Source organism: Kitasatospora sp. NPDC049258, from assembly GCF_040678895.1.
Lineage (GTDB): Bacteria > Actinomycetota > Actinomycetes > Streptomycetales > Streptomycetaceae > Kitasatospora.
The window spans coordinates 120,950-142,060 of sequence record NZ_JBFAQT010000001.1 but is presented as its reverse complement, the minus strand read 5'-3'; the positions used below and the strand labels follow the sequence as shown (position 1 = coordinate 142,060).

21 protein-coding genes are annotated in these 21,111 nt (G+C 75.4%); 6 read left to right on the top strand and 15 right to left on the bottom strand.

Features of this window, described 5'->3' with window-relative positions; all coding sequences use genetic code 11:
• Positions 1–33: 33 nt before the first annotated feature.
• From AB0K43_RS00710 to AB0K43_RS00700, 3 genes are all read right to left on the bottom strand, one after another.
• Positions 34–831, bottom strand: coding sequence for an MHYT domain-containing protein (locus AB0K43_RS00710; protein ID WP_363634380.1), 798 nt, complete (start codon positions 829–831; stop codon positions 34–36).
• Between the two features lie 242 nt (positions 832–1,073).
• On the bottom strand, positions 1,074–2,423 hold the full coding sequence (locus tag AB0K43_RS00705) for a cytochrome P450 (RefSeq protein WP_363634379.1): 1,350 nt from the start codon (positions 2,421–2,423) through the stop codon (positions 1,074–1,076).
• A gap of 94 nt (positions 2,424–2,517) precedes the next feature.
• A complete protein-coding gene (locus AB0K43_RS00700; RefSeq protein WP_363634378.1) occupies positions 2,518–3,585 on the bottom strand; it encodes an RNA ligase (ATP) in 1,068 nt (355 codons plus the stop codon).
• A gap of 246 nt (positions 3,586–3,831) precedes the next feature.
• On the opposite strand from AB0K43_RS00700, the gene modA reads away from it, so the two are divergent.
• The 3 genes from modA (at position 3,832) to AB0K43_RS00685 (ending at position 6,621) form a co-directional block, all read left to right on the top strand.
• A complete protein-coding gene (gene modA, locus AB0K43_RS00695) occupies positions 3,832–4,644 on the top strand; it encodes a molybdate ABC transporter substrate-binding protein (protein WP_363634377.1) in 813 nt (270 codons plus the stop codon).
• Positions 4,641–5,477 carry an ABC transporter permease gene (locus AB0K43_RS00690; protein WP_363634376.1) on the top strand — a complete coding sequence of 279 codons (837 nt, stop codon included), beginning with the start codon at positions 4,641–4,643 and terminating at the stop codon, positions 5,475–5,477. Before modA ends, AB0K43_RS00690 begins: the two co-directional genes overlap by 4 nt.
• 79 nt (positions 5,478–5,556) lie before the next feature.
• A complete protein-coding gene (locus AB0K43_RS00685; protein WP_363634375.1) occupies positions 5,557–6,621 on the top strand; it encodes an ABC transporter ATP-binding protein in 1,065 nt (354 codons plus the stop codon).
• On the opposite strand, the gene AB0K43_RS00680 is transcribed toward AB0K43_RS00685, so the two are convergent.
• From AB0K43_RS00680 to AB0K43_RS00655, 6 genes are all read right to left on the bottom strand, one after another.
• Positions 6,609–7,700: a Fic family protein gene (locus tag AB0K43_RS00680; RefSeq protein ID WP_363634374.1), complete on the bottom strand. Its 1,092-nt coding sequence runs from the start codon at positions 7,698–7,700 to the stop codon at positions 6,609–6,611. The genes AB0K43_RS00685 and AB0K43_RS00680 overlap by 13 nt on opposite strands.
• Entirely contained in the window at positions 7,700–8,311 is a 612-nt protein-coding gene (locus tag AB0K43_RS00675; protein ID WP_363634373.1) for a DUF6426 family protein, read from the bottom strand. Before AB0K43_RS00675 ends, AB0K43_RS00680 begins: the two co-directional genes overlap by 1 nt.
• A gap of 206 nt (positions 8,312–8,517) precedes the next feature.
• Positions 8,518–9,183 carry a response regulator transcription factor gene (locus AB0K43_RS00670; protein ID WP_363634372.1) on the bottom strand — a complete coding sequence of 222 codons (666 nt, stop codon included), beginning with the start codon at positions 9,181–9,183 and terminating at the stop codon, positions 8,518–8,520.
• Positions 9,180–10,355 (bottom strand): histidine kinase, encoded by a 1,176-nt coding sequence (locus AB0K43_RS00665; RefSeq protein ID WP_363634371.1) that lies wholly within the window; start codon positions 10,353–10,355, stop codon positions 9,180–9,182. The genes AB0K43_RS00670 and AB0K43_RS00665 overlap by 4 nt, the downstream gene beginning before the upstream one ends.
• A gap of 29 nt (positions 10,356–10,384) precedes the next feature.
• Positions 10,385–11,161, bottom strand: coding sequence for a hypothetical protein (locus tag AB0K43_RS00660; RefSeq protein ID WP_363634370.1), 777 nt, complete (start codon positions 11,159–11,161; stop codon positions 10,385–10,387).
• Positions 11,158–12,063, bottom strand: coding sequence for an ATP-binding cassette domain-containing protein (locus AB0K43_RS00655; RefSeq protein ID WP_363634369.1), 906 nt, complete (start codon positions 12,061–12,063; stop codon positions 11,158–11,160). Before AB0K43_RS00655 ends, AB0K43_RS00660 begins: the two co-directional genes overlap by 4 nt.
• Positions 12,064–12,283: 220 nt before the next feature.
• Here AB0K43_RS00655 and AB0K43_RS00650 point away from each other — a divergent pair, with 220 nt between their 5' ends.
• Positions 12,284–12,562 (top strand): PLD nuclease N-terminal domain-containing protein, encoded by a 279-nt coding sequence (locus AB0K43_RS00650; protein WP_363634368.1) that lies wholly within the window; start codon positions 12,284–12,286, stop codon positions 12,560–12,562.
• Between the two features lie 40 nt (positions 12,563–12,602).
• On the opposite strand, the gene AB0K43_RS00645 is transcribed toward AB0K43_RS00650, so the two are convergent.
• From AB0K43_RS00645 to AB0K43_RS00635, 3 genes are all read right to left on the bottom strand, one after another.
• Complete coding sequence (locus AB0K43_RS00645) at positions 12,603–15,503, bottom strand: LuxR family transcriptional regulator (protein WP_363634367.1); 2,901 nt, start codon at positions 15,501–15,503, stop codon at positions 12,603–12,605.
• A 368-nt stretch (positions 15,504–15,871) separates the two neighbouring features.
• Positions 15,872–16,312, bottom strand: a complete 441-nt coding sequence (locus tag AB0K43_RS00640; RefSeq protein WP_363634365.1) for a MarR family winged helix-turn-helix transcriptional regulator — start codon at positions 16,310–16,312, stop codon at positions 15,872–15,874.
• Positions 16,305–16,946, bottom strand: a complete 642-nt coding sequence (locus tag AB0K43_RS00635) for a DJ-1/PfpI family protein (RefSeq protein ID WP_363634364.1) — start codon at positions 16,944–16,946, stop codon at positions 16,305–16,307. Before AB0K43_RS00635 ends, AB0K43_RS00640 begins: the two co-directional genes overlap by 8 nt.
• Positions 16,947–17,191: 245 nt before the next feature.
• Here AB0K43_RS00635 and AB0K43_RS00630 point away from each other — a divergent pair, with 245 nt between their 5' ends.
• Positions 17,192–18,142, top strand: a complete 951-nt coding sequence (locus AB0K43_RS00630) for an EamA family transporter (RefSeq protein ID WP_363634363.1) — start codon at positions 17,192–17,194, stop codon at positions 18,140–18,142.
• A gap of 29 nt (positions 18,143–18,171) precedes the next feature.
• Here AB0K43_RS00630 and AB0K43_RS00625 read toward each other — a convergent pair whose 3' ends face one another.
• Positions 18,172–18,891, bottom strand: coding sequence for an aminoacyl-tRNA hydrolase (locus tag AB0K43_RS00625; RefSeq protein WP_363634362.1), 720 nt, complete (start codon positions 18,889–18,891; stop codon positions 18,172–18,174).
• Positions 18,892–18,925: 34 nt separating this feature from the next.
• Complete coding sequence (locus AB0K43_RS00620) at positions 18,926–19,846, bottom strand: hypothetical protein (protein ID WP_363634361.1); 921 nt, start codon at positions 19,844–19,846, stop codon at positions 18,926–18,928.
• Between the two features lie 138 nt (positions 19,847–19,984).
• Between AB0K43_RS00620 and AB0K43_RS00615 the strand changes: the two genes are divergently transcribed.
• The gene (locus tag AB0K43_RS00615) at positions 19,985–20,356 is read left to right on the top strand and encodes a YbjQ family protein (protein WP_363634360.1); all 372 of its coding nucleotides are present in this window, start codon (positions 19,985–19,987) and stop codon (positions 20,354–20,356) included.
• Positions 20,357–20,474: 118 nt separating this feature from the next.
• Here the strand turns inward: AB0K43_RS00615 and AB0K43_RS00610 are convergent, their stop codons facing one another.
• Entirely contained in the window at positions 20,475–21,059 is a 585-nt protein-coding gene (locus AB0K43_RS00610) for a TetR/AcrR family transcriptional regulator (RefSeq protein ID WP_363634359.1), read from the bottom strand.
• Positions 21,060–21,111: the final 52 nt, after the last annotated feature.

Genomic DNA, 21,111 nt, shown 5'->3' with positions numbered 1-21,111 from the left:
CCTTTCGGGGTGGGGTCGGCGGAGGGGGTGTGGTCAGGCCGCCCGGTCGAGTGCCGTGGCGCGCAGGTCCTCGACGGCGATCTCGCCGGCCTCCCGGTAGGCGGCCCGCTCGTGCGCGGTCGGGGAGAGCGCGACGAAGGCGGAGGTGAGGAAGAGGAAGGAGCCGAGGCCGACCGCGAGCGGGAAGATGAACTCCATCGGGGTGGCGCCGCCCAGCTCGGTCCGGGCCGGGTGCATGTGGACGTGCACCGCCGCCATGCCGGTGTAGTGCATGCAGCTGACCGCCACACCCATGATCAGGGCGGCGCCGCCCGCCGCGGGCAGGGTGCGGATGGTGACGGTGGCCCAGAGCGCGGCCGTGGCGGCGCCGACGGCGATCAGCACGGACAGCCCGACGGTGCCGGCCGAGTAGGAGAGGGTGCCGTGCATCCGGACGGCGGCCATGCCCAGGTAGTGCATGGCGGCGACGCCGAGGCCGGTGGCGGTGCCGCCGAGCAGCAGGCTGCGGCCGCGGTGCGCGCCGTACCCGACGATGAAGACGCCGAGGCCGACCACCAGCACCGCGACCAGCAGGCTGAGCAGGGTGAGCGGCACCTGGTAGCGCAGCTCGGTGCCGTCGACCGCGAAGCCGAACATGGCGACGAAGTGCATGGTCCAGATGCCGGTGCCGATCGCGGCGGCGGCGGTGAGCAGCCAGTTCCGCCGGGAGGGGCCGGCGGCGGCCAGGGCGCGCAGGGTGCAGCGCAGGCCGAGCGCGGCGCCGACGCAGGCCATCAGGTAGGAGAGCGTCGGGGTGAGCCAGCCGAAACTCAGGTGGTCGATCGTTCCCATTCGGGGCCTCCGCGCGACCGGTCATATGCCTGCCGCATGTGCGCTCGGGATCTCGGATGCGCTGGACGCTACCGAGAGTCCGCAATCGGTCACGCGAAGATGTGAAAAGCTGCCCACGCCAAGGGTGGGATGTGCTCGAATGGTGCACCCGTGCGGCCGTCAAGCATCTGATGGTCCGTCATGTCCAGAGCGCACAGGGGCAGTCGGGGCGTGCGGAGAGCTCACCGCACGCCCCGACCGCACTACTCCTGCCTGGTCAGCCCGATCCGGAGCGAGCCCTCGACGCCCAGCGTGATCCCCTGGGTCAGCCGGACCTCGGTGTCCACCGGTGCCACCTCGAAGGCCCGCAGCAGCACGGCCAGACCGAGCACCGACTCCAGCATCGAGAAGTGCTGGCCGATGCAGGCCCGCGGGCCGCCGCCGAACGGGAACCAGGCGTAGCGGTGCCGCCGCGCCTCCCGCTCCGGGGTGAACCGGTCCGGGTCGAAGCGCTCCGGGTCCACCCAGTGCTCCGGGTGGCGCTGGGTCACGTACGGCGCCACCAGCACATCGGCGCCGGCGGGTATCGGCACCCCGTCCACCACGCAGGCGGCGGCCGCCCGCCGGCCGATCGCCGGGGCCGCCGGGTACAGCCGCATCGCCTCCTTGAGCACCTGGGTCAGGTACGGCAGCGCCGCCAGGTCCTCGGCCCGGGGCGGGCGCCCGTCGCCGAGCACCGAGCGCACCTCGGCCCGGGCCCGGGCCTGGAGTTCGGGGTGCCGGCCCAGCAGGTACAGGGCGAAGGTGAGCGAGGTGGCGGTGGTCTCGTGGCCGGCCAGCAGGAAGATCAGCACCTGCTCGCGCAGCTCGGTGGCGTCCAGCGCCTCACCGCCCTCGCCCCGGGCGTCCGCGAGCAGTCCGAGCAGGTCGTCCGAGCTGCGCCCGGCCCGCCGGGCGATGATCTCGTCGCAGACGCCGTAGAGCGCCCGCTCCGCGGCGGCGGCCTCCCGGTTGCCCGGGGTCGGCCAGCTGCGGGGCAGCCGCAGCGGGGAGAAGCCCCGACCGCGGACGTAGCGGCCGAGCACCGGGAACTGCTCGCGGACGACCGCGATCGCGGCCTCCACGTCGGCACCGAACAGGATCCGGGCGACGGCCCGCAGGGCGAACCGGGACATCTCGTCGACCGCGTCCACCACCCCGCCGGGCACCGCCGACCAGCGCTCGACCAGTGCCGCGGCCTCGGCGCCGATCGCCTCCGCGTAGCCGTCCACCCGGCGCCGGGTGAACAGCGGCTGCACCAGCCGGCGCTGGCGCTGGTAGTCGGTGTCCTGCGAGGTCAGCAGGCCGTTGCCGAAGGTGTGCCGGATCTCCTCGTAGAAGACGTTCTCCTTGCGGAAGTTGGCCGCCTGGGTGGCCAGCACCTGCTGGGCGCCCTCCGGGGAGAAGACCATGTAGAACTCGGCCCGCAGCCCCGGCGGGCCGGCCGAGAAACGGACCACGTCACCGTGCTGCCGCTGGGCGTCCAGATAGGCCCGCAGCGGGTCCCGCTTCAGGTCGAGCATCGACCCGAGGAGCGGGAGCCCGCTGGGGCCCGGGGTCCGGGTGGCCGGCATGACACCTCCGAGGTGGGAACGTACGTACGTATCCGCACCACGCTAACTGACGGACCGTCACCGCAGAAGGGCGCGCCGGCCGGCCCGGCCCGGGTCACTCGAACTCGGTGCCGCCCTTGCGGGTCAGGTACGCCCCGCTCACCACCTTGGCGATCGCCCGGCCGCCCAGCACCGGGCTGTACCGCTCGACCGCCGGCCGCACCACCACGCCCTCCCGGATGTGCAGCGCGCGCCCGGAGACGGTCTCCCGCCCCTCGGCCAGCTCCAGCACCTTCCCGGCGTCGTACGGCCCGCTCCACAGCCGGGGCGCCAACGGCAGCTCGCCCGCCAGCAGTTCGGCCGCGTCCAGCCAGCGCGACTGCCCGTCGATCAGCGCGCAGACGTCGAAGGCCGCGTACCCGGGCAGCTCACCGGCACCCGCGGCGCCGTAGCCGAGGTCCTGCACGCCCGAGCCGAAGACCTCGCCGAAGACGCCCACCCGGCTCGCGCCGAGCCGCTCGGCCAGCCGGGCCGCCACCTGCGGCACACCGTGCGCGCGGACCGCCCGCCAGTAGAGGTTGCGCCCGTCCTCCTTCAGCGCCAGCCCCTGGGCGCCGATGCCCTTGGAGGACACCTGCACCCGGCCGGTGTCGGCGTGGAAGGTGAGCAGGCAGCAGCTGCCGTGCAGCTTCTCGGTGACCACCACCGGCTCGCCCGGCTCGAAGACGCCGGGGAAGCGCTTGAGGTTCTCGATGTCCACCCAGGGCAGCAGGTCCGGCGCGTGCTCCACCTCGCCGCTCATCGCGGTCGGGATCGGCGGCGTCCACTTGGTCACCCCGAGCAGCTCCGCGAAGTCCAGGCCCGTCTCGGCGGCGGCCACCAGGTCCGTACCGGCCAGCGCGCCCGGGCGGCAGACGATGCCCTGGGAGAGCTCGCCGCGCAGCCGCACGGCCCTGACCCGGTCCGCCCCGCTGCCCGCTAGCCGGCCGGTCAGGCCGAGCTCCTCGATCAGCGCGGCGGGCAGCACGGCCTGCTCCGGGATGTAGACGGCGAGATCCCCGGTCCGGAAGGCGCCCTTGGCGACGACCGCGCGGTAGAGCCCGACCTGGGCGAGCTCCAGGGCGTCGGCGTTCGGGTGCTCATGGATCGTCAGCCGTTCGGCGGTGACCCGCAGGGTCGACATGTCGGGTGCTCCTCCCCCATCCGCGCGAGCCCGCTCGGCCGCGTCGTGCGGACACTCTCGCCGCCGGCCGCCCGGCATGGCCAGGGATTTTCCGGTTGAGCTATCGCACATGCGATCATCCGGCGGTCCGGTGCCTGGCCTGTGCGATGAAACAACGGATTTTTCAGCCGTATTTGCGACAGTATGATCAGCGTTGCCGCCACACCTCCGCGCCGTATCCGTCGGCGCGGCAGAAGGGGAAATCCCATGAGCTCCATCAGACGTCGCACCGCTCTCGCCGCCGCCGCGCTGGCCCTGGCCGCCGGGCTCACCGCCTGCGGCAGCGACGCCGCCACCCCGGCCGCCTCCTCCGCGCCGTCGGCCGCCGGCTCCGCCGCGGCGGCCCCCAAGGCCACCGGCGCCGTCACGGTCTTCGCCGCCGCCTCGCTCAAGGAGTCCTTCACGGCGCTCGGCAAGACGTTCGAGGCCGCCAACCCCGGCGCCAAGGTGACCTTCAACTTCGGCGGCAGCTCGGCGCTGGCCCAGAGCATCAACTCCGGCGCGCCGGCCGACGTCTTCGCCGCCGCCAGCCCGGCGACCATGAAGACCGTGACCGACGCCAAGGGCGCCGAGAGCTCCAAGGTCTTCGTCCGCAACACGCTGGCGATCGCGGTGCCCAAGGGCAACCCCAAGCACATCACCGGGCTGAAGGACCTCGCCGGTGTGAAGGTCGCGCTGTGCGCCAAGGAGGTGCCCTGCGGCTCGGCCGCCGTCACCGCGCTCGCGGCCGGCGCCGTCGCCCTGACCCCGGTCACCCTGGAGCAGGACGTCAAGGGCGCCCTCACCAAGGTCGAGCTGGGCGAGGTGGACGCCTCCCTGGTGTACAAGACCGATGTGCAGGCCGACGCTGCGAAGATCGACGGCGTGGACTTCCCCGAGGCCGCCAAGGCCGTCAACGACTACCCGATCGCCGCGCTGACCAAGGCCCCCAACGCCTCGGGCGCGGCGGCCTTCGTCGCCTACATCCAGTCGGACGAGGCCAAGCAGCTGCTGACCGCGGCGGGCTTCCAGGCCCCGTGACCGCACCCGCACCGCCCACCGACGGCGCGCCGACGGCCACCCGCCGCCGGCGCGCCCGCCGGGTGCCGTACCCGCTGCTGGTGCCCGCGCTGATCGGCCTGGCCTTCCTGGTCCTGCCGCTGGTCGGACTGCTGGTACGGGCGCCCTGGAGCTCGCTGCCCGAGCAGCTCGCCAGCCCCGAGGTGTGGCAGGCGTTGCGGCTCTCGCTGATCTGCGCGACCTCGGCGACCGCGCTGTCGCTGGTGTTCGGGGTGCCGCTGGCCTGGCTGCTGGCCCGCACCGAGATCCCCGGGCGGCGGCTGGTGCGCGCCCTGGTCACGCTGCCACTGGTGCTGCCGCCGGTGGTGGGCGGTGTGGCCCTGCTGCTGGTGCTGGGCCGCAACGGCATCGTCGGGCGCTGGCTGGACTCGGCCTTCGGCATCACGCTGCCGTTCACCACCACCGGTGTGGTGATCGCCGAGGCCTTCGTCGCGATGCCGTTCCTGGTGATCAGCGTGGAGGGCGCGCTGCGGGCCGCCGACCCCCGGTACGAGGAGGCCGCCGCCACCCTCGGGGCGTCCCGGCTGACCGCCTTCCGCCGGGTCACCCTGCCGCTGATCGCCCCGGGCATCGGCGCCGGCGCCGTGCTGGCCTGGGCCCGGGCGCTCGGCGAGTTCGGCGCCACCATCACCTTCGCGGGCAACTTCCCCGGCCGCACCCAGACCATGCCGCTCGCCGTGTACCTCGCCATGGAGCGCGACCCGGAGGCGGCGATCGCCCTCAGCCTGGTGCTGCTCGCGGTCTCGGTGGCCGTGCTGGCCGGGCTGCGCGAGCGCTGGCTGTCCACCACCTGAGGCACCACCACGTGAAGCAGCGCCGTGTGACGCACCGTCCGCCGGGCCACCGGCCCCCGTCCCGCCAGGAGCCGGCCCGATGACCGCACCCGCCCTCGACGCCCACCTGCGGGTGGACCGCACCGGCTTCCGCCTCGACCTCGGCCTGAGCGCCGCACCCGGCGAGGTGCTGGCCCTGCTCGGGCCCAACGGCGCCGGCAAGTCCACCGCGCTGCGGGCCCTGGCCGGGCTGCTCCCGCTGACCTCCGGCCACCTCCGGCTGGACGGCACCACCCTGGAGGATCCGGCCGCCGGCCTGCACACCCCCGCCGAGGAGCGGCCGGTCGGCGTGGTCTTCCAGGACTACCTGCTCTTCCCGCACCTCAGCGCGCTCGACAACGTCGCCTTCGGGCTGCGCTGCCACGGCCGCCGCAAGGCCGCGGCCCGCGCCGAGGCGCAGCCCTGGCTGGAGCGGATGGGCCTGGCCGAGCACCTCGCGGCCAAGCCCGGCACGCTCTCCGGCGGCCAGGCCCAGCGGGTCGCACTGGCCCGCGCGCTGGCCGTCCGCCCCCGGCTGCTGCTGCTGGACGAGCCGCTGGCCGCGCTGGACGCCCGCACCCGGCTCGAGGTACGCGCCCAACTGCGCCGGCATCTGGCCGAGTTCGAGGCGGTCGCGGTGCTGGTGACGCACGATCCGCTGGACGCGATGGTGCTGGCGGACCGGCTGGTGGTGATCGAGGACGGACACCAGGTGCAGGCCGGCACCCCGGCCGAGATCGCCCGCCGACCGCGCACCGACTACATCGCCCGGCTGGTCGGGCTCAACCTCTACCGCGGCACGGCCCGCGGCCACCAGGTCGAACTCCCGGACGGCGGACCGGTGCTGACCACCACCGAGGAGCTCGCCGGCGACGCCTTCGTGGCCTTCCCGCCGTCCGCCGTCACGCTGCACCGGGAGCGGCCCGAGTCCAGCGCCCGTAACGTCTGGCAGCTCACGGTGGCCGGCCTCGACCTGCACGGCGACCAGGTCAGGGTCGACCTGACCGGGCCGCTCCCGCTCGCGGCGGACCTCACCCCGGCCGCCGTCGCCGAGCTCGACCTCGCGCCGGGCGCCGGGGTCTGGGCCTCCGTCAAGGCGGCCCAGACCCACGCCTACCCGGCCTGACCGACCGCGCCGGTCACCGCGCCCGGGTAGGGCGCGTCCAGGACGGCCAGCAGCCCCGGGTGGATCAGCGCGCCGGGCAACCGCGGGTGCGCGACCAGGATCCGCGCCGCCCGCAGCGCGGCCAGGGCGGGCCGCGGATCGTACGGGATCCGCTCGCGCAGCCACTCGGCGGACACCGCCGGGGAGCAGCGCAGCTGCCGGAGCACCGCGACGGCCGCCTCGTCCCCGGCGGCCCGCTCCACGGCGGCTTCGAGCAGCGTCCGGTAGGCCGTGAGGGTCCCGGTCCGGTGCCGGGCGGTCTCGGTCACCGCCCGGGCGAACAGCTCGCCCCAGCGGGCCCAGTCGCCCTCGGCCGCCGCCACGACCGCCTCGTCCTGGGCCGTGTGGTGGGCCTCGGCCCAGCCGTCCAGGTCGAGCAGCAGGCCGGGCAGCAGCCCGGCGCCCACCAGGTCGCACTGGGCCAGCAGCCGGGCGATCCGGCCGTTGCCGTCGGGGAACGGGTGGATGGTGAACAGCCGCAGCATCCCGAACGCCGCGGCGTCCAGGGCCGGTGAGGTGCCGGCGACGGTCCAGCGGTACCAGCGCTCCAGGTGGCCGTGCAGGGCGCGGCCGGGTGCCACCGCGATGACGAAGCGGCTGCCGTCCGGCCAGGTGACCCGGGCGGTGGTGCGCCGCAGGCCGCCCGCGCCGGGGATGTCGGGGTCGGCCGCCACCAGCAGCCGGTGCAGCTCGGCGAGCGCGTCCGGGGTGAAGCACGGCCGGCGCCCGGGCCGCTCGATCAGCTCGGCGCGCACCGATCCGACCGCCAGCAGGCCGGCGGCGGCCCGCTGTTCGGCGGCCGCGGCGACCTGCTCGGCCAGCCGCGCCCGGTCCGTGGCGGCGACCAGGCCGTGGTGCAGCCGCGCGCGCGGCCGCGGGCGGTGGAACAGGTCGGGATCGCCGAGGTACCCGGCGGCGGCGCGCAGTTCGGCCAGCGCGGCGAGCGCCCGCGCCCGGGCCCCGGCGGGCACGGCCTCGGCGCCCGGCGGCGGCACCACGGGGCGCACCCGTCGCACCGCCGCCGCTGGTGCGGAGGTCATCAGCAGGCGTGGTCGGTGACCACGCCGGTCGGTGCGGTCACGTTGATGTAGTCGACGTGCTGCTGGCCGGACGCGTCGTAGGTGGTGATCTGGTAGACGTTGGTCTGGAACTCCACGAACACGCCGTAGCTCTGGCCCGGGGCGAGCGTGACGTCCACGCTGTGCGTCGAGGTCCGCGAGGTGTTGAGCTCGGCGCCGATCGAGGTCTTGAGGACACCGAGCGCCTCGGAGGAGAGGGTCGCGGTGACCTTGAACGAGGTGGTGTACTGCACCGAGGTGGTCAGCTTCTCGGGGATGTTGTTGGTGTTGCGGCGGCAGAACTCCTTCTCCTCCCAGGTCTGGCCCTCGGAGTAGACCACCGCCGAGGACGCGCCGGGGCCGCCCGTCCCGCCGCCGGTGCTGCCGCCGCCGATGCCACCGTGGAAGCCGGGGCCGGGGCCCTCCGGCACGGGGCCGATCACGATCGGGTCGTTGAGGTTGCTGTCGTTCCAGGGGTCGCAGGAGGTGTAGCAGTCGCTGGCGAAGGCGGCCTGCGGCAGGGCGATCGCCGGGACGGCGGTGAGCACGGTGACGCCGAGGGCGACGGCACCGAAGGCCTGCTTGAGCTTCATGGGTGACTCCACGGTGGGTAGTTCGAGGGTCCGGGGCTCGGCACCAGGGCCGCCCCGCCGCGGACGAGTCTCGCCCGGCCCCGACCCTGCGGACATCCGTGGACCTACGCAATCGGACTACCGAATCGGCCCCCGACCAGGGCCTCGACCCGGCCAGGAGCACACTCCCGGCCCGGCGGCGCTCGCGGCGGCCACCTCAGGCGCGGTCAGGCGAGCCGGGCGTCGTGGGCGATGATGGCGACCTGGGTGCGGTTGGCCGCCTCGAGCTTGGCCATGATCCGTCCGATGTGGACCTTCACCGTCGACGCGCTCAGGTAGAGGTCGCCGGCGATCTCGGCGTTGCTCAGGCCCCGCGCGACCGCGGCGGCGACCTCACGCTCCCGGTCGGTGAGCCGGGTCAGCAGACGGCGGGCCGCCTGCGCGCTGTCACCGGCGGAGAAGGTACTGAGCAGTCGCTTGGTGACCCGCGGCGACAGCATCGCCTCCCCGCGGGCCAGGACGTGCACGGCACGGGCCAGTTCCCGGGGCGGGGTGTCCTTGAGCAGGAAACCCGCCGCGCCCGCGCGCAGCGCCGCGTGCACGTACTCGTCGAGGTCGAAGGTGGTGAGCACGGCAACCACGGGCGGGTCGGGCGTGGCGAGCACTCGCCTGGTGACCTCCAGGCCGTCGACGCGGGGCATCTGGATGTCGGTGAGCAGCACGTGCGGGCGGTGCCGGGTGACCAGGTCCACCGCGACGTCCCCGTCGCCGCCCTCGGCGACCACCTCGATCCCCGGGTCGGCTTCGAGGATCATCCGCACGCCACTGCGGACGAGTTCCTCGTCCTCCAGCACGACGACCTTCACCAGGGAGTCGGGGCGGTCATCGATCACGCGGGCTCCTTGGACACGGCGGGCACGAGCGGAAAGGCTGCGTGCACACGGTAGCCGCCCTCCAGGGTCGGGCCGGTGACGAGGGTGCCCTGGACGAGCGTGACGCGTTCCCGCATGCCGAGCAGGCCGTACCCGGATCCGGGGACCGCGTGGCCGGACGGGCGCCTGCCGCCGCGCCGGTTGCTCACGGTGAGCTGCAGCTCGCCCTGCTCGTCGGCGAGACGGATGTCGACCCGGGCGTGCGGGGCGTGCTTGGCCGCGTTGGTGAGGGCCTCCTGGGCCACCCGGTACACGGCCCGGCGCACGGCCCCGGCGACCACGGGGAGTTCGGCGGGAGCGTGCAGGTGGATGTTGCCGCCGGCAGCGACGCAATCGCGCACCAGCTCGGCCACGTCCGCCCGCACGGAGCCGTCCGACGGGACGCCGTGCACGCCGTCCGCCGGCTCCTGCTGATCGTGGCGCAGGACGTCCAGGATCTCGCGCAGTTCCGTCAGGGCCCGGGCGCTGACGGACCGGATGATCTCGGCCGTCTCGATCGTGCGCTCGTCCGGGGCGGTCACGCTCAGCGCGCCCGCCTGCAGGGCGATGGTGCTGACGCGGTGGGCGACCACGTCGTGCATCTCCCGGGCGATCCGCCGCCGCTCGGCGGCGACCGCCCGCTCGGCGAGCAGGTCCCGCTCCCGCTCGGCCTGCCGGGCGCGTTCACGCAGCGCGTCCACCAAGGTGTGCCGCTGGCGCATCCACAGCCCGGCCAGGACCGGTACCGCCAACCAGGCGGGCGGGACGAGGAGCTGGTACAGGACACCGTCGTTCGGCCCCGGATCCCAGGACGAGACCACCGTGAGGCCGGCAGCGAGGAGGAACGCCAGCAGGGTGCGCCGGCGCAGCCCCCACTGCCGGGCCACCGTGTAGCAGATCACCATGACCGGGAGGACTCCCCAGCCCCAGCAGAACAACGGCGTGGCCACCAGGGGCAGCCACGGGAACCGACGGCGTACCAGCAGGGTCGGCAGAGCGACGAGGAAGGCCAGGAGCCTCCAGGAGATGCCCTCGGTGGAGAGAGCCGGCAGCACGCACACGGCCGTCACCGCGACATCGACGGCGAGATACCCGGGCCTGCTCTCCCACCAGGACAACCAGCGGCGGTCCGGCCGGGGTAGGAAGAACGTCACCGGCCGGATCCTAGTGGGACGCCGGTCCGTCACACGTCCCGCCGGCCGAACAGGACGCCGGCGGCGGTCAGCAGCACCGTGGTGAGGGCGGCCAGCGGCAGCATCAGCAGCCACTGCGGCCCCGTGCCGTCGCCCGCCTGGACCTGCGCCGCGGCCGCGCCGAACGGGACCAGGTCCTGGCTGACACCGGTGGTGACGACCACCAGGTTCTCCAGCAGGACCGGCCAGAGGATCACCACGGCGATCGACAGCGTCGAGTTCCGGGTCAGCCCGGCGAGCGCCAGGCCCACCAGCGCGCCCAGCACCGCGTACAGGACCGCTGCGCCGCCCAGCGCGACCACCCGGGCCACGGGGAGCGAGGCCTTTCCGAGCAACGGCACGCTCAGCGCGTTCACCAGCACCATGACCGCGGCGACGGACGCGGTGACCGCGCCGGTCAGCGTCGCCTTCGCCAGCAGGATCCCGCGGCGGTCACCCAGCGTCAGCACGGTCCGGGTGATGGTGCGGTGCCGGTACTCCCCGCCCAGCACGGTGACGCCGAGCGCGGCCAGGAGCGCGAACCCGACGAGGGTCACCCCCACCATGCCGCCGGCGAACTGCCGGACCCCGGACACCCCGTCCCGGCCCACCGCCAGGTCCACCAGTACCTGCGCCGCCACCGCCGCACCGCACAGCAGCCACGGTGTGCGCAGCGAACGCAGGGCAACCCACTCGTAGGACAGGGCCCGACCGAACGCACCGCCCCGGCCGGCCGCGGCAACGGGCGGCGGGACCGCAACGGGGGCGGCCGCACTCCGGGCGGTCATGCGGCCACCCCCCGGAACTGGGTCAGGTCGGCGGTCGCCGCGAGGAAGGCGTCCTCCAGGCTGCTGCGCCGCGTACGCAACTCGCGTACCGCCAGCCCACACCCAGCGGCGACCGCGCCGACGCGATCGGCGTCGACCCCGACCACGACCAGCACGTCGGACTCGTCCGCCCACACCTGCGCGCCCTCCTGCCGCAGCAGGGCGGCCAGTTCGACCGCGCGGTCGGCGCGCACGACGACCTCGGAGCGGGTGTGGGCGGCGACGAAGTCCCCGACCGGTTGCGCGGCGATCAGCCGACCCCGTCCGATCACCACCAGGTCCTCGGCGAGCCGGGCCATCTCCGACAACAGGTGCGAGGAGGCGAACACCACCCGCCCCTCCTCGGCGAGCCTGACGAGCAGGCCACGCATCCAGAGCACGCCCTCCGGGTCGAGGCCGTTGGTCGGCTCGTCCAGGATCAGGTACTCCGGATCCCCCAGGAGCGCCGTGGCCAGACCCAGCCGCTGCCGCATACCCAGGCTGAGGCCACCGGTGCGGCGGTGACGCACATCGTCGAGACCCACCAGGGACACCACCTCCCGCACCCGCCGATCCGGCAGGCCCGCGCCGGCGGCCACCATCCGCAGGTGGTGGTGGACGCTGCGGGCCGGGTGCACGGCGCCCGCATCCAGCAGCGAACCGACCGTCGCGACCGGAGATCCGAGCTCCGAGTACCGGACACCGCCGAAGGTGGTGCTCCCCTCCCCCGCGTCCAGACCGAGCATCAGACGCATCGTGGTCGACTTGCCGGCGCCGTTCGGCCCGAGGAAACCCGTGACCACCCCCGGCCGCACCGTGAACGACAGCCCGTCCACGGCGAGCGTGTCGCCGTACCGCTTCCGCAACCCCTGTACCTGGATCATGGCGTCTCCCTTCCACCGGTTCTCGTCCCCGTCGGACGAGCGGTCTCCAGGCTGCGCCCCACCCGTGGGGCGACACATCACACCACCGGGCAGGCCCGGTACGACTTTCGGGTAACCCGCGACGAGCGGAAAGACGGACGTGACCGGAGGCAGCACCGGGCGACGATTCGGGTGGTCGAACGGAACCGACCGACACCGCACCCGAGCAAGGAACACGCCGATGAACGCGCCCTCCGCCCCAGTACCCGTCCAGCTCCAGGCCATCGGGGACACCGGCCGACTCGTCCTGGCCGGAGGAGTGATGACCATGGCTCTGGCCGCCGCGCTCGCCGCCCTCCTCCTCGCGGTCGCGGCCCTGGTGAGCGTCCTACGCTCCCGGCTCTGCAACGCCACGAAGATCCTGTGGCTGGCGATCGTCCTGTTCGCCCCCTTCCTCGGCAGCCTCGCCTGGTTCGCCTTCGGACGCCGCGGCACCGGACGCCGCACGGCATCCCACTGACCGACCACCCACCACACCCGAGCCGCACCGACCACCGCTCTCAGGCCACGTCGCCGGGGTCGGCGCGGCGTTGCAGCAGCCGGGCCAGCGCCAGCCGGGAGCCCACGCCGAGCTTGCGGTAGGCGCTGCCGAGATGGGTGTCGACCGTGCGGGGGCTGAGCACCAGCCGCTCGGCGATCAGCCGTGAGGGCAGTCCGGCGGCGGCGAGTTCGGCCACCTCGCGCTCCCGCGTGCTGAGCGCGGCGACCGGGCTCGGGGCCGGCGCGGCGGGCGCGCCGACCGCCAGCGCGCTGCGGATCCGGGCCCCGTCCTCGCACAGCCGCAGCGCCCCGCAGCGCCGGGCCGCGCCGAGCGCCTCGTCGAGCGGCCCGAGCGCCGCCGCCGGGCCGTGTGCCAGCGCAAGCGCCGGGGTCGCGGCGAGCACCGTCCACGCGTGCAGGATCGGCATCCCGAGCGAGCGGAAGGCGCCCGCGGCCGCCATGGCCAGCTCGGCCGAGCGCGCGTGCTCACCGTCGAGCAGGGCCAGCACGGCGCCCGCCCGGTCGGCCTGGGCCTGCTGGAACGCCGGGCGTCCGAGCCGGTCCGCGGCCGCGTCGGCGGCGTGGGCGCTGCGGCGGGCGAGGCCGAGCTCGCCGCACTGCGCCGCCGCCGTGGTCATCAGCGCGAACAGCGAGGGCCGGGAGGGAGGTTGGAGCCGCGCGAGGTCCTCGCCGCCGCCCTCCAGCAAGGTCCGCAGGCAGTCCTGCGGGTCCCCGCCGACCAGGCGGGCCAGGGCCAGCAGTCCGAGCGCCGACCCGGCCCACCAGCCGGTGCCGGGGACGGTGTGCCGCAGGCCCCGTTCGGCCAGCGCGACGGCCTCCGCGGTCCGGCGCCGGGGAGCGGCCCAGATCAGCGCCGAGGCGCGCATCGCCATCGCCAGCCCGACGGCGTCCGGCGCGCCGATCTCGGTGCCGAGCCGCTCGGCCTCGCGGGCGTGGCGCTGCGCCAGGTCCAGCCGGCCCGCCCACTGCTCCAGCGTGGACAGGCCGATCAGCTGGTTGACCGCGACGTGCTTGTGCGCGCCGCCGCCGGCGGTGGCCAGGCCCCGGCTGAGGTGGCGGTGGGCATCGGTGAAGCGCTCCAGGTAGAGCTCGGCGCAGCCGAGCAGGGCGAGCACCTCGGGGGCCCGGCCCGCCACCGTGTCGGGCCGGGAGTCGACCAGCCGCCCGCACCGCGCCACCTCGGGCTCGACCTGGATGAAGTCGCCGGCGTAGCTGTCGCAGAAGGCGGCCAGCACGCGCAGCGCGGTCCGGCCGTCCGGATCCCCGCCCGAGGCCGCCCCGGCGGCCTCGTGGGCCAGCTCACGGACCTCGGCCGCGGTGCCGCGCAGGGCGTGCACCAGGCCGTGGTCGAAGACCAGTTGCACCGTCTCGGCGGGCAGCGGGGCGGGCAGCGGCCGGGGCAGGGCGTCGACCACGGTACGGGCCATCGCGTCCGCCTCCGCGTAGCGGCCGAGCAGGCGCTCCACCTCGACGCAGACCGCCAGCGCGGCGGTGCGCCGCCGCTCGGTCAACCCGCCCGGGGTGCGCAGCAGTTCGTGGCCGAGTGCGCGGGCCTCGTCGAGCCGGCCGGCGGCGGTGAGCGCCCGGCAGCGGTCCAGCGCCAGCGCCACCCGGGCCTCGCCGCCGGGGCCGCCGGCCGGTACGGACTCCATCGCGACCCCCAGCCAGCGGGCGGCGGTCGCGGGCGCCGACGCGTACACCTCGGCGGCGCCCTCGACGAGCACCGGCAGCAGGTCGGGCCGGTCGCCGCCGAGCAGGGCGTGCTCGGCGTGCCGGGCCCGGGCGGCGGCCCCGGCGGCCCGGGATTCCAGCAGGGCCAGGGCCCGCCGGTGGAGGGTCAGCCGCGGCCCGGGGCCGATCCGGTGGTGCACCAGGTGGCCGAGGACCGGGTGCCGGAAGACCAGGCCGCCGACCGGGCCGCCGACCGGGCCGCCGGGTCGGAGCAGGTCGGCGCGGGAGAGTTCGGCGACGGCGTCGGCGGCGCTGTCCAGGCTGTGGCCGGCCACCTGGGCGAGGTCGCCCAGGCGAAACGTTTCGCCCAGGACGGCGGCGGCGGCGAGCAGCTCGGCGGCACCGGGCGACAGGGCCTCGAACTCGGCGATCAGCGGCGCCGCGGCACGCACCAGCGGGCCCGCGGCCACGGCCGAGCGTTCGGGCCACAGCTCCGGGTCTGCGCCGGCGGCCAGCAGGACGCGCAGCAGGCGGGGGTTCCCGCCGGAGGCCGCGCGCAGCCGCTCGGCCTGCTCCGCGCCCCGGGCGCCGCGCTCCTCGCCGGTCAGCTCGGCGAGCAGGGCGGCGACCGCGGCGGCGTCCAGTGGCCCGGGTTCGATCCGGTGCAGGGTGCCCGCGTGGTTGGCCTCGTCGAGCGCCGCGAGCAGCGCCGGCGGGGTCTGCCGCGGCCGGTGCGCGAGGGCCAGCAGGAACGGCCGCGGCGACGGGTCGCCGACCAGGCGTTCGGCCAGCCGGACCGAGGCCGGGTCGCACCGGTGGAAGTCGTCCAGGGCCAGCACCGTACCGGGCCGGCCCTCCGCCCGCCCGCAGCGCTCGCGCAGGGCGCGCACCAGATCGCGGTCGGCGGCGGTGTCCCACCAGGGCCCGCCCGGGCCGGCCGGGCCTCCCGGGTGGGCCAGGTCGGTCGGGTCGGTCGGGTCGCCGGAATCCCAGGCATCGCGGAACACCTGGTACGGCTTGGCGTCCTCGGCGTGCGCCCGGGCCCGCAGCACGGTGGCGCCGCGCTCGGCCGCCACCCGGGCCAGCCGGTTCAGCAGGCCGGTCTTCCCGCTGCCGGGATCGCCCGCGATCTCCAGCACCGCGCCGCGGCCGGCGCAGAGCTCCTCGACGGCCCGCGCGATGGTGGCGAGCTCCTCCTGCCGTCCGGGTAACGCCGAAGCCGCTGACACCGCTGCCCCTCTCCGGCGCCCCCAGGGACCGGCCGGCCGGGGCTGCCGATCCGTCGGGTCGATCCGTCGATCTGTCGATCCATCAGGATGCTAGCGATCTTCACAAGAGCTTGACAAGGCTCCTCCGGGCGCCCGGCCTGCTGGTCGGGCTGGTGTCGGTGGCCGGCTGCCACCTCGCGGTGGCCGCGGCCGGGGTCGGGTGGCGCCGTCCGCCCGCGGCATCGTCGCCGCCGTGCTCCACCACCCGCTGCCGCTGCCGCTGCCGATCCGCCCGGGCGCACGGACGGCGACGAGGTTCCTGCCCGACCGGACCGGCCGGGACGCCCGACGGCGCCGGAGAACGGCCACGGAGGCGGTCGGCGGATGGTTCAGCCCGCCTCGACCGCCTCCATCGCCTCGGACAGCCGGCGCAGCACCCGGAGCGTGTCGGCGAACCCCTCCGGGCCGAGCTCGGCGGCCAGCCGGCCGGCCAGGTCCGCGTGCGCGGGGCCGATCCGGCCGACGGCCTCGCGCCCGAGCTCGGTCGGGGTGAGCAGCTTGGCGGTGCGGTGGGCCGGGTTCGGCAGGTAGCCGGCGAGCCCCTTGGCCACCAGCAGGTCGGCGATCCGCTGCACGCTCTGCCGGGTGATGCCCATGGCCCGCGCGATGCCCGCCACCGGCAGCGGCTCGGGGAGCACGGCGCCGAGCACCTGCCACCAGGCGGCGGTCAGCCCGGCCGGGCGGGCCAGCCGTTCGGAGACCTCCAAGAGCTGGCCGTTGAGCCGGAAGACCGTCAGCGCGGTGCCGGACAGCAGCTCGCCGTCACTCATGCCCGGCCGCCGCGAGCACCTCGAAGGCGCTCGCGTCCGAGTGCGCGAACAGCCGGTACCAGGCGTCCAGCACCTCGGGCTCGTACAGGCCGAGCTGCGCGAAGACCTCGCGGGCGAAGGCCACCGGCTCGGTCGGCCCCGCCGTGATCACACCGCGGTCGGCCACCGCGTCGGCCTCCCGGTAGTGCCCGCCGCCCGCGTAGCCGGTGGCGGCCAGGTAGCCGGCCGCGGCGGAGGTGTGCGCCCGGTCGTCGAGCAGGCCCTCCCGGGCCAGCCCCGCCGTCGCCCCGCAGATCGCCGCGACCGGCACCCCGGCCTCGACGAACCGCCGCGCCAGCTTCCCGAAGCCGGCCAGCCGGTCGCCGGTGTCCCACAGGGTGGCGCCCGGCAGGATCAGCAGCGCGGCGCCCTCGGTCGACACCTCGGCCCGGGTGGTGTCCGGCAGGATCCGCACCCCGCCCATGGTGGTGACCGGATCCGGATCCGGCCCCACCGTCCGTACCGCCAGGCTGCCCGGACTGCGCTGCCACCGGGGTGAGTTGAGGTGCGCGACGGTGTGCCCGACCTCCCAGTCGGCCAGCGTGTCGTACACCGCGAGGTAGACCGTGCTCGGTTCGTTCGCTCCGGTATCCATGGACAGCATCCTGTCAAATCAGCAGCATGCTGTCAATCCGGGAGAGGCCGCGCGCCCGGCGGGAACGGTGCGACATGGCCTAGGCTGGCCGGCATGCCGCAGACCGTTCTGCCACCTCCCGCCGCCTGAGCGGGCGGCAAGGCCACTGAGGACCGCTCCCGGGTGATCATCACCCCCGGGCCGGTCGGTGCTGCCCGCGTACGCGATCACACGACCGACCTCATGTCTTCGGTGGGAGAACACCCATGTCCCAGTACCGCGCCCTGCCCGTCGGGCGGGCCCTGCTCTACCTCGTGCTGTCCGCCACCGCCTGGGGCACCGCCGGCGCGGCCGCCGCACTGCTCTACGGCCGCAGCGGCCTCGGCCCGATGGCCCTGACCTTCTGGCGCTCGGCGGGCGGGGTCCTGCTGCTGGTCGCCCGGCTGCTCGGCGGCCGCCCGCAGCGGCGCCCCGTCGGCCGGCCGGCGCCGCGCCGCACCCGGCTGCGCCGGATCCTGGTCAACGGCCTCGGGCTCACCCTCTTCCAGGCCGCCTACTTCCTCGCCGTCCAGCGGACCGGCCTGGCCGTGGCCACCGTCGTCACCCTCGGCGCCGCGCCCGTACTGATCGCCCTGGGCGCCCGCCTCGGCATGGGCGAACGGCTCGGCGGCGCCGGGGCGGTGGCGGTCGCCGGCGCGCTCGGCGGCCTCGCCGTCCTGGTCCTCGGGGACGGCGGCAGCGGCCAGGTCCGGCCGGCCGGCGTGCTCTGGGCGCTGCTGTCGGCCACCGGCTACGCCTGCGTCACGATCCACACCCGGCGGCTCGGCCGGGCCGGCGACGGCGGCAGCCCGTACGCCACCACGCTGTGGTCCTTCACCGTCTGCGCGCTGTGCCTGCTGCCGTTCGCGGCCGCCGAGGGCCTGTGGCCCGACCCGGCCGGTCTCGGCCGCACCCTCGGTCTGCTGGCCTACCTGGCCGCCGTGCCGACCGCACTCGCGTACGGGCTGTACTTCGCCGGGGCGGCCGTGGTGCGGGCCACCACCGCCTCAGTGGTGGCGCTGATCGAGCCGGTCAGCGCCACCGTCATCGCGGTGCTGCTGCTCGGCGAGCGGCTCACCCCGGCCACCGCCGCGGGCACCTGCCTGCTGCTGCTCTCCGTCACCGGCCTGGCCCTGGCCGAGGCCAGGCTCGCCGTCCGGGCCACCCGCCCGGCCTGAGGCACCGGCGCCGGGACCGGCGCAGCGGGTCAGGCCTGCCGCAGCGCCGGGTGGTCCGCGACCACGGTGCAACTGCCGGGAGCGATCTCGGTGAAGCCCGCGTCGCGGACCAGCGGCAGACCGCCCGTGGTCAGCCCGGCCCAGGCCACGGGGGCGGCGGTGCGGACGGCCAGCGCGAAGCCGGACTCCGCCCACTCCTTGCGCTGCGCGCCGTCCAGCCGCCACCAGGCGAGCTGGGCGGCGTGGCCGGTCTGCGCCATGGTCTTGCCGGCGCTCATCTCCAGCCCGGGGTTCAGCCAGAGCACCGGCAGCCCCGGCGCGGCCGCGGCCGGCGGCTCGGCGTCGTCCAGGTCGGTGCCGGAGACCTGGAGCTTGGCCAGCTCCTTGGGCCAGCCGTCCAGCGGCACCGGCGGGAACACCCGCACCTCGGCACCGCCCGCGCCGGTGACGGTGATCCCCGGCAGCTCACCGGCCTTGCGCCACTCCCCGCCCCGGGCCCGCCGGACCACCTTGCGGATCCGGGCGTCCTCCCAGGCCGCGACCCGCTCGGCCCACTCGCCGTCGGCATCGGTCACCCGGGGGTCGGCGAGCAGGGTCAGCACCGCCCGGGCCGAGGTCTCCAGCGCGTCCGTCCTGGCCGGCGGATCGGTCCGCTCCAGGCGCACCACCAGCGGGAGCACGTACTGCTCCCGGCTGTCGCGGTCGGCCTGCTCTTCGGGGGTGCTCGGGGCGTCGAAAGGTGAACTCACCCCACCAGGATGCCAGCCGCGCCCCGGCGCGGGCTCAGCGGCGGTGGCCCCGGCCGGGGTCGCGCTCCTCGGCGTCCTCGTAACCGAGGAACCAGCCCTCGGGGTGGGTGGCGGCCAGCAGGTGCTCGGTGCGCTCCAGCGAGTCCAGCTCCGGATCGCCGTCGTCCGGGCCGAACACGCCGAACAGCTCGTCCGCGCAGCCGTCCCAGTCGTAGTCGTACAGGTCCGCCGGGAGGTCGCCCATCATGTCCGCGACCGACTCCGGCTGCGCACCGAGCAGGGCCCGGGCGTCGGACAGCGCCATCCGCAGCGCCAGTTCCTCGGCCAGGCAGCGCGGCAGCGGCCACTCGCCGAGCGCCAGATCGTCGGCCAGGTCGTCGAAGGTCCGCGCCAGGCTGCGCCGCCAGGCCCGGTGCAGGCCCCAAGTGCGTTGCGGGAGGCGGGAGAAGACCGTCCAGTCGCCCTCGTCGCCGTCGGTGACCGGGTCGTCGTGGTGCTCGTCGAGGTCGTCGTAGCCGGCGTCCGCCAGCGCGATCAGCTGGGTGTGCAGCAGGCAGGCGGTGCGCGGGGTGAGCGTCCAGTCGCCGCTGTCGCCCTCCTCGGAGTCCAGCGGGAAGAGCTCGGCGAAGTCGGGGGCGAAGTCGTCGGTGATGCTGATCTCCAGCGTCCCGCCGAGCGCCTCGATGCCGGGGATGGCCGCCACCAGCCGGTCCGGGTGCAGCAGCGCGCCGAGCGCCGCGTTCGGATCCTCCGACACCTCGCGCAGCAGGTCGGCCCGCTGCTGGGCGGGATCGATCCCGGCGAAGTCCAGCTCCGCGACCGCGGCCTGCGCGGCGGCTCGCAGGGCCGGCCAGTCGGTGATCCGGATGCCGAGGACCACGGTGGCCTCGATGTCCTGCGCGTTGGACTCCTCCGCCGCGCCCGGCCCCTGCGGATGATCGCTTCGCTCGCCCATGCGCCTACAGTACGGCCCTCGGGGCCCGGGTTCACCGGTGCGGGCCGGGTTCTTCGCGCCACCCCGCCGTGCCGCGGGGCGGTGGGCGTCCCGGCGCGTCAGCCGGGCGCCGCGGAGTTCATCGGCGAGGGTGGTGGGATGAGCAATCTTGACGACTACGGCGGCGGGCAGCGCCCGTCCGACAGTGTGCTGGTGGTCACCACCAACGACGTGCCGGGCTACCGCGTGGAGCGGGTCATCGGCGAGGTGTTCGGGCTGACGGTACGCAGCCGGCACCTCGGCTCGCAGATCGGCGCGGGCCTGAAGTCGCTGGTGGGCGGGGAGCTGAAGGGCCTGACCAAGACCCTGGTGGAGAGCCGCAACCAGGCGATGGAACGGCTGGTCGAGCAGGCCGGCGCCCGGGGCGCCAACGCCGTGCTGATGATGCGCTTCGACGTCACCGAGGCCGCCGACCTGGGCACCGAGATCTGCGCCTACGGCACGGCCGCGGTGATCTCACCGCTCGACTGAGGGGCGCGCACGCGGGCCGGGCGCCGGGGTTCGAGCCCCCGGCGCCCGGCCCGCGCCATGACACCGCCGCTCAGGGCTCCGCGGAGGGCCCCGCTCAGGGCCCCGCTCAGGGCCCCGCTCAGGTGGCGCCGAGGACGTTGTCGAGATGGGCCGCGAGCGCCTCCCGCAGGGCTCCGGGCGTCATCTTCCGATCGTCGATCAGGTACGCCACCAGGTCGGCGCGGACGGCGGCCAGCAGGGCGTGCGCGGTGAAATCCGCATGGTGGACGCCGGGCACCTGATCCAGCGCCGCCCGCAGGGTGCCGTGCCACCAGCCGTAGTGCTCGGCCAGGTAGGGGCTGCTGAGCCCGGCCTCCTCCGCGGCCGACATCAGGTGCCGATGCTCGATCTTGAACCGCAGCGAGGCGTCGAGCAGGTCCAGCACCCGCTGCCGCGGCGAGGCCCCGACCGCGCGCTGCGCCTCCAGCACGGCTTGTCGCACGGGCTCCAGACGGGCGGCGATCACCGCGCCGATCAGGCCGTTCCGGTCGCCGAAGCGGCGGAACAGCGTGCCCTTGCCCACCCCCGCGGCTGCGGCGATCTCGTCCATCGACACGCCGTGGGGGCTGCTGCTGGCGGCGAACAGGGCGTCCGCCGCGGCGAGCACCGCCTCCCGGTTGCGCAGGGCGTCGGCGCGCTCCGTACGCTCTGCCCGCTGGGCCACGGGTCCTCCCCGGTCGTCGGTCGATCCAGGGCCTCTGGAACGGCTCATGCTA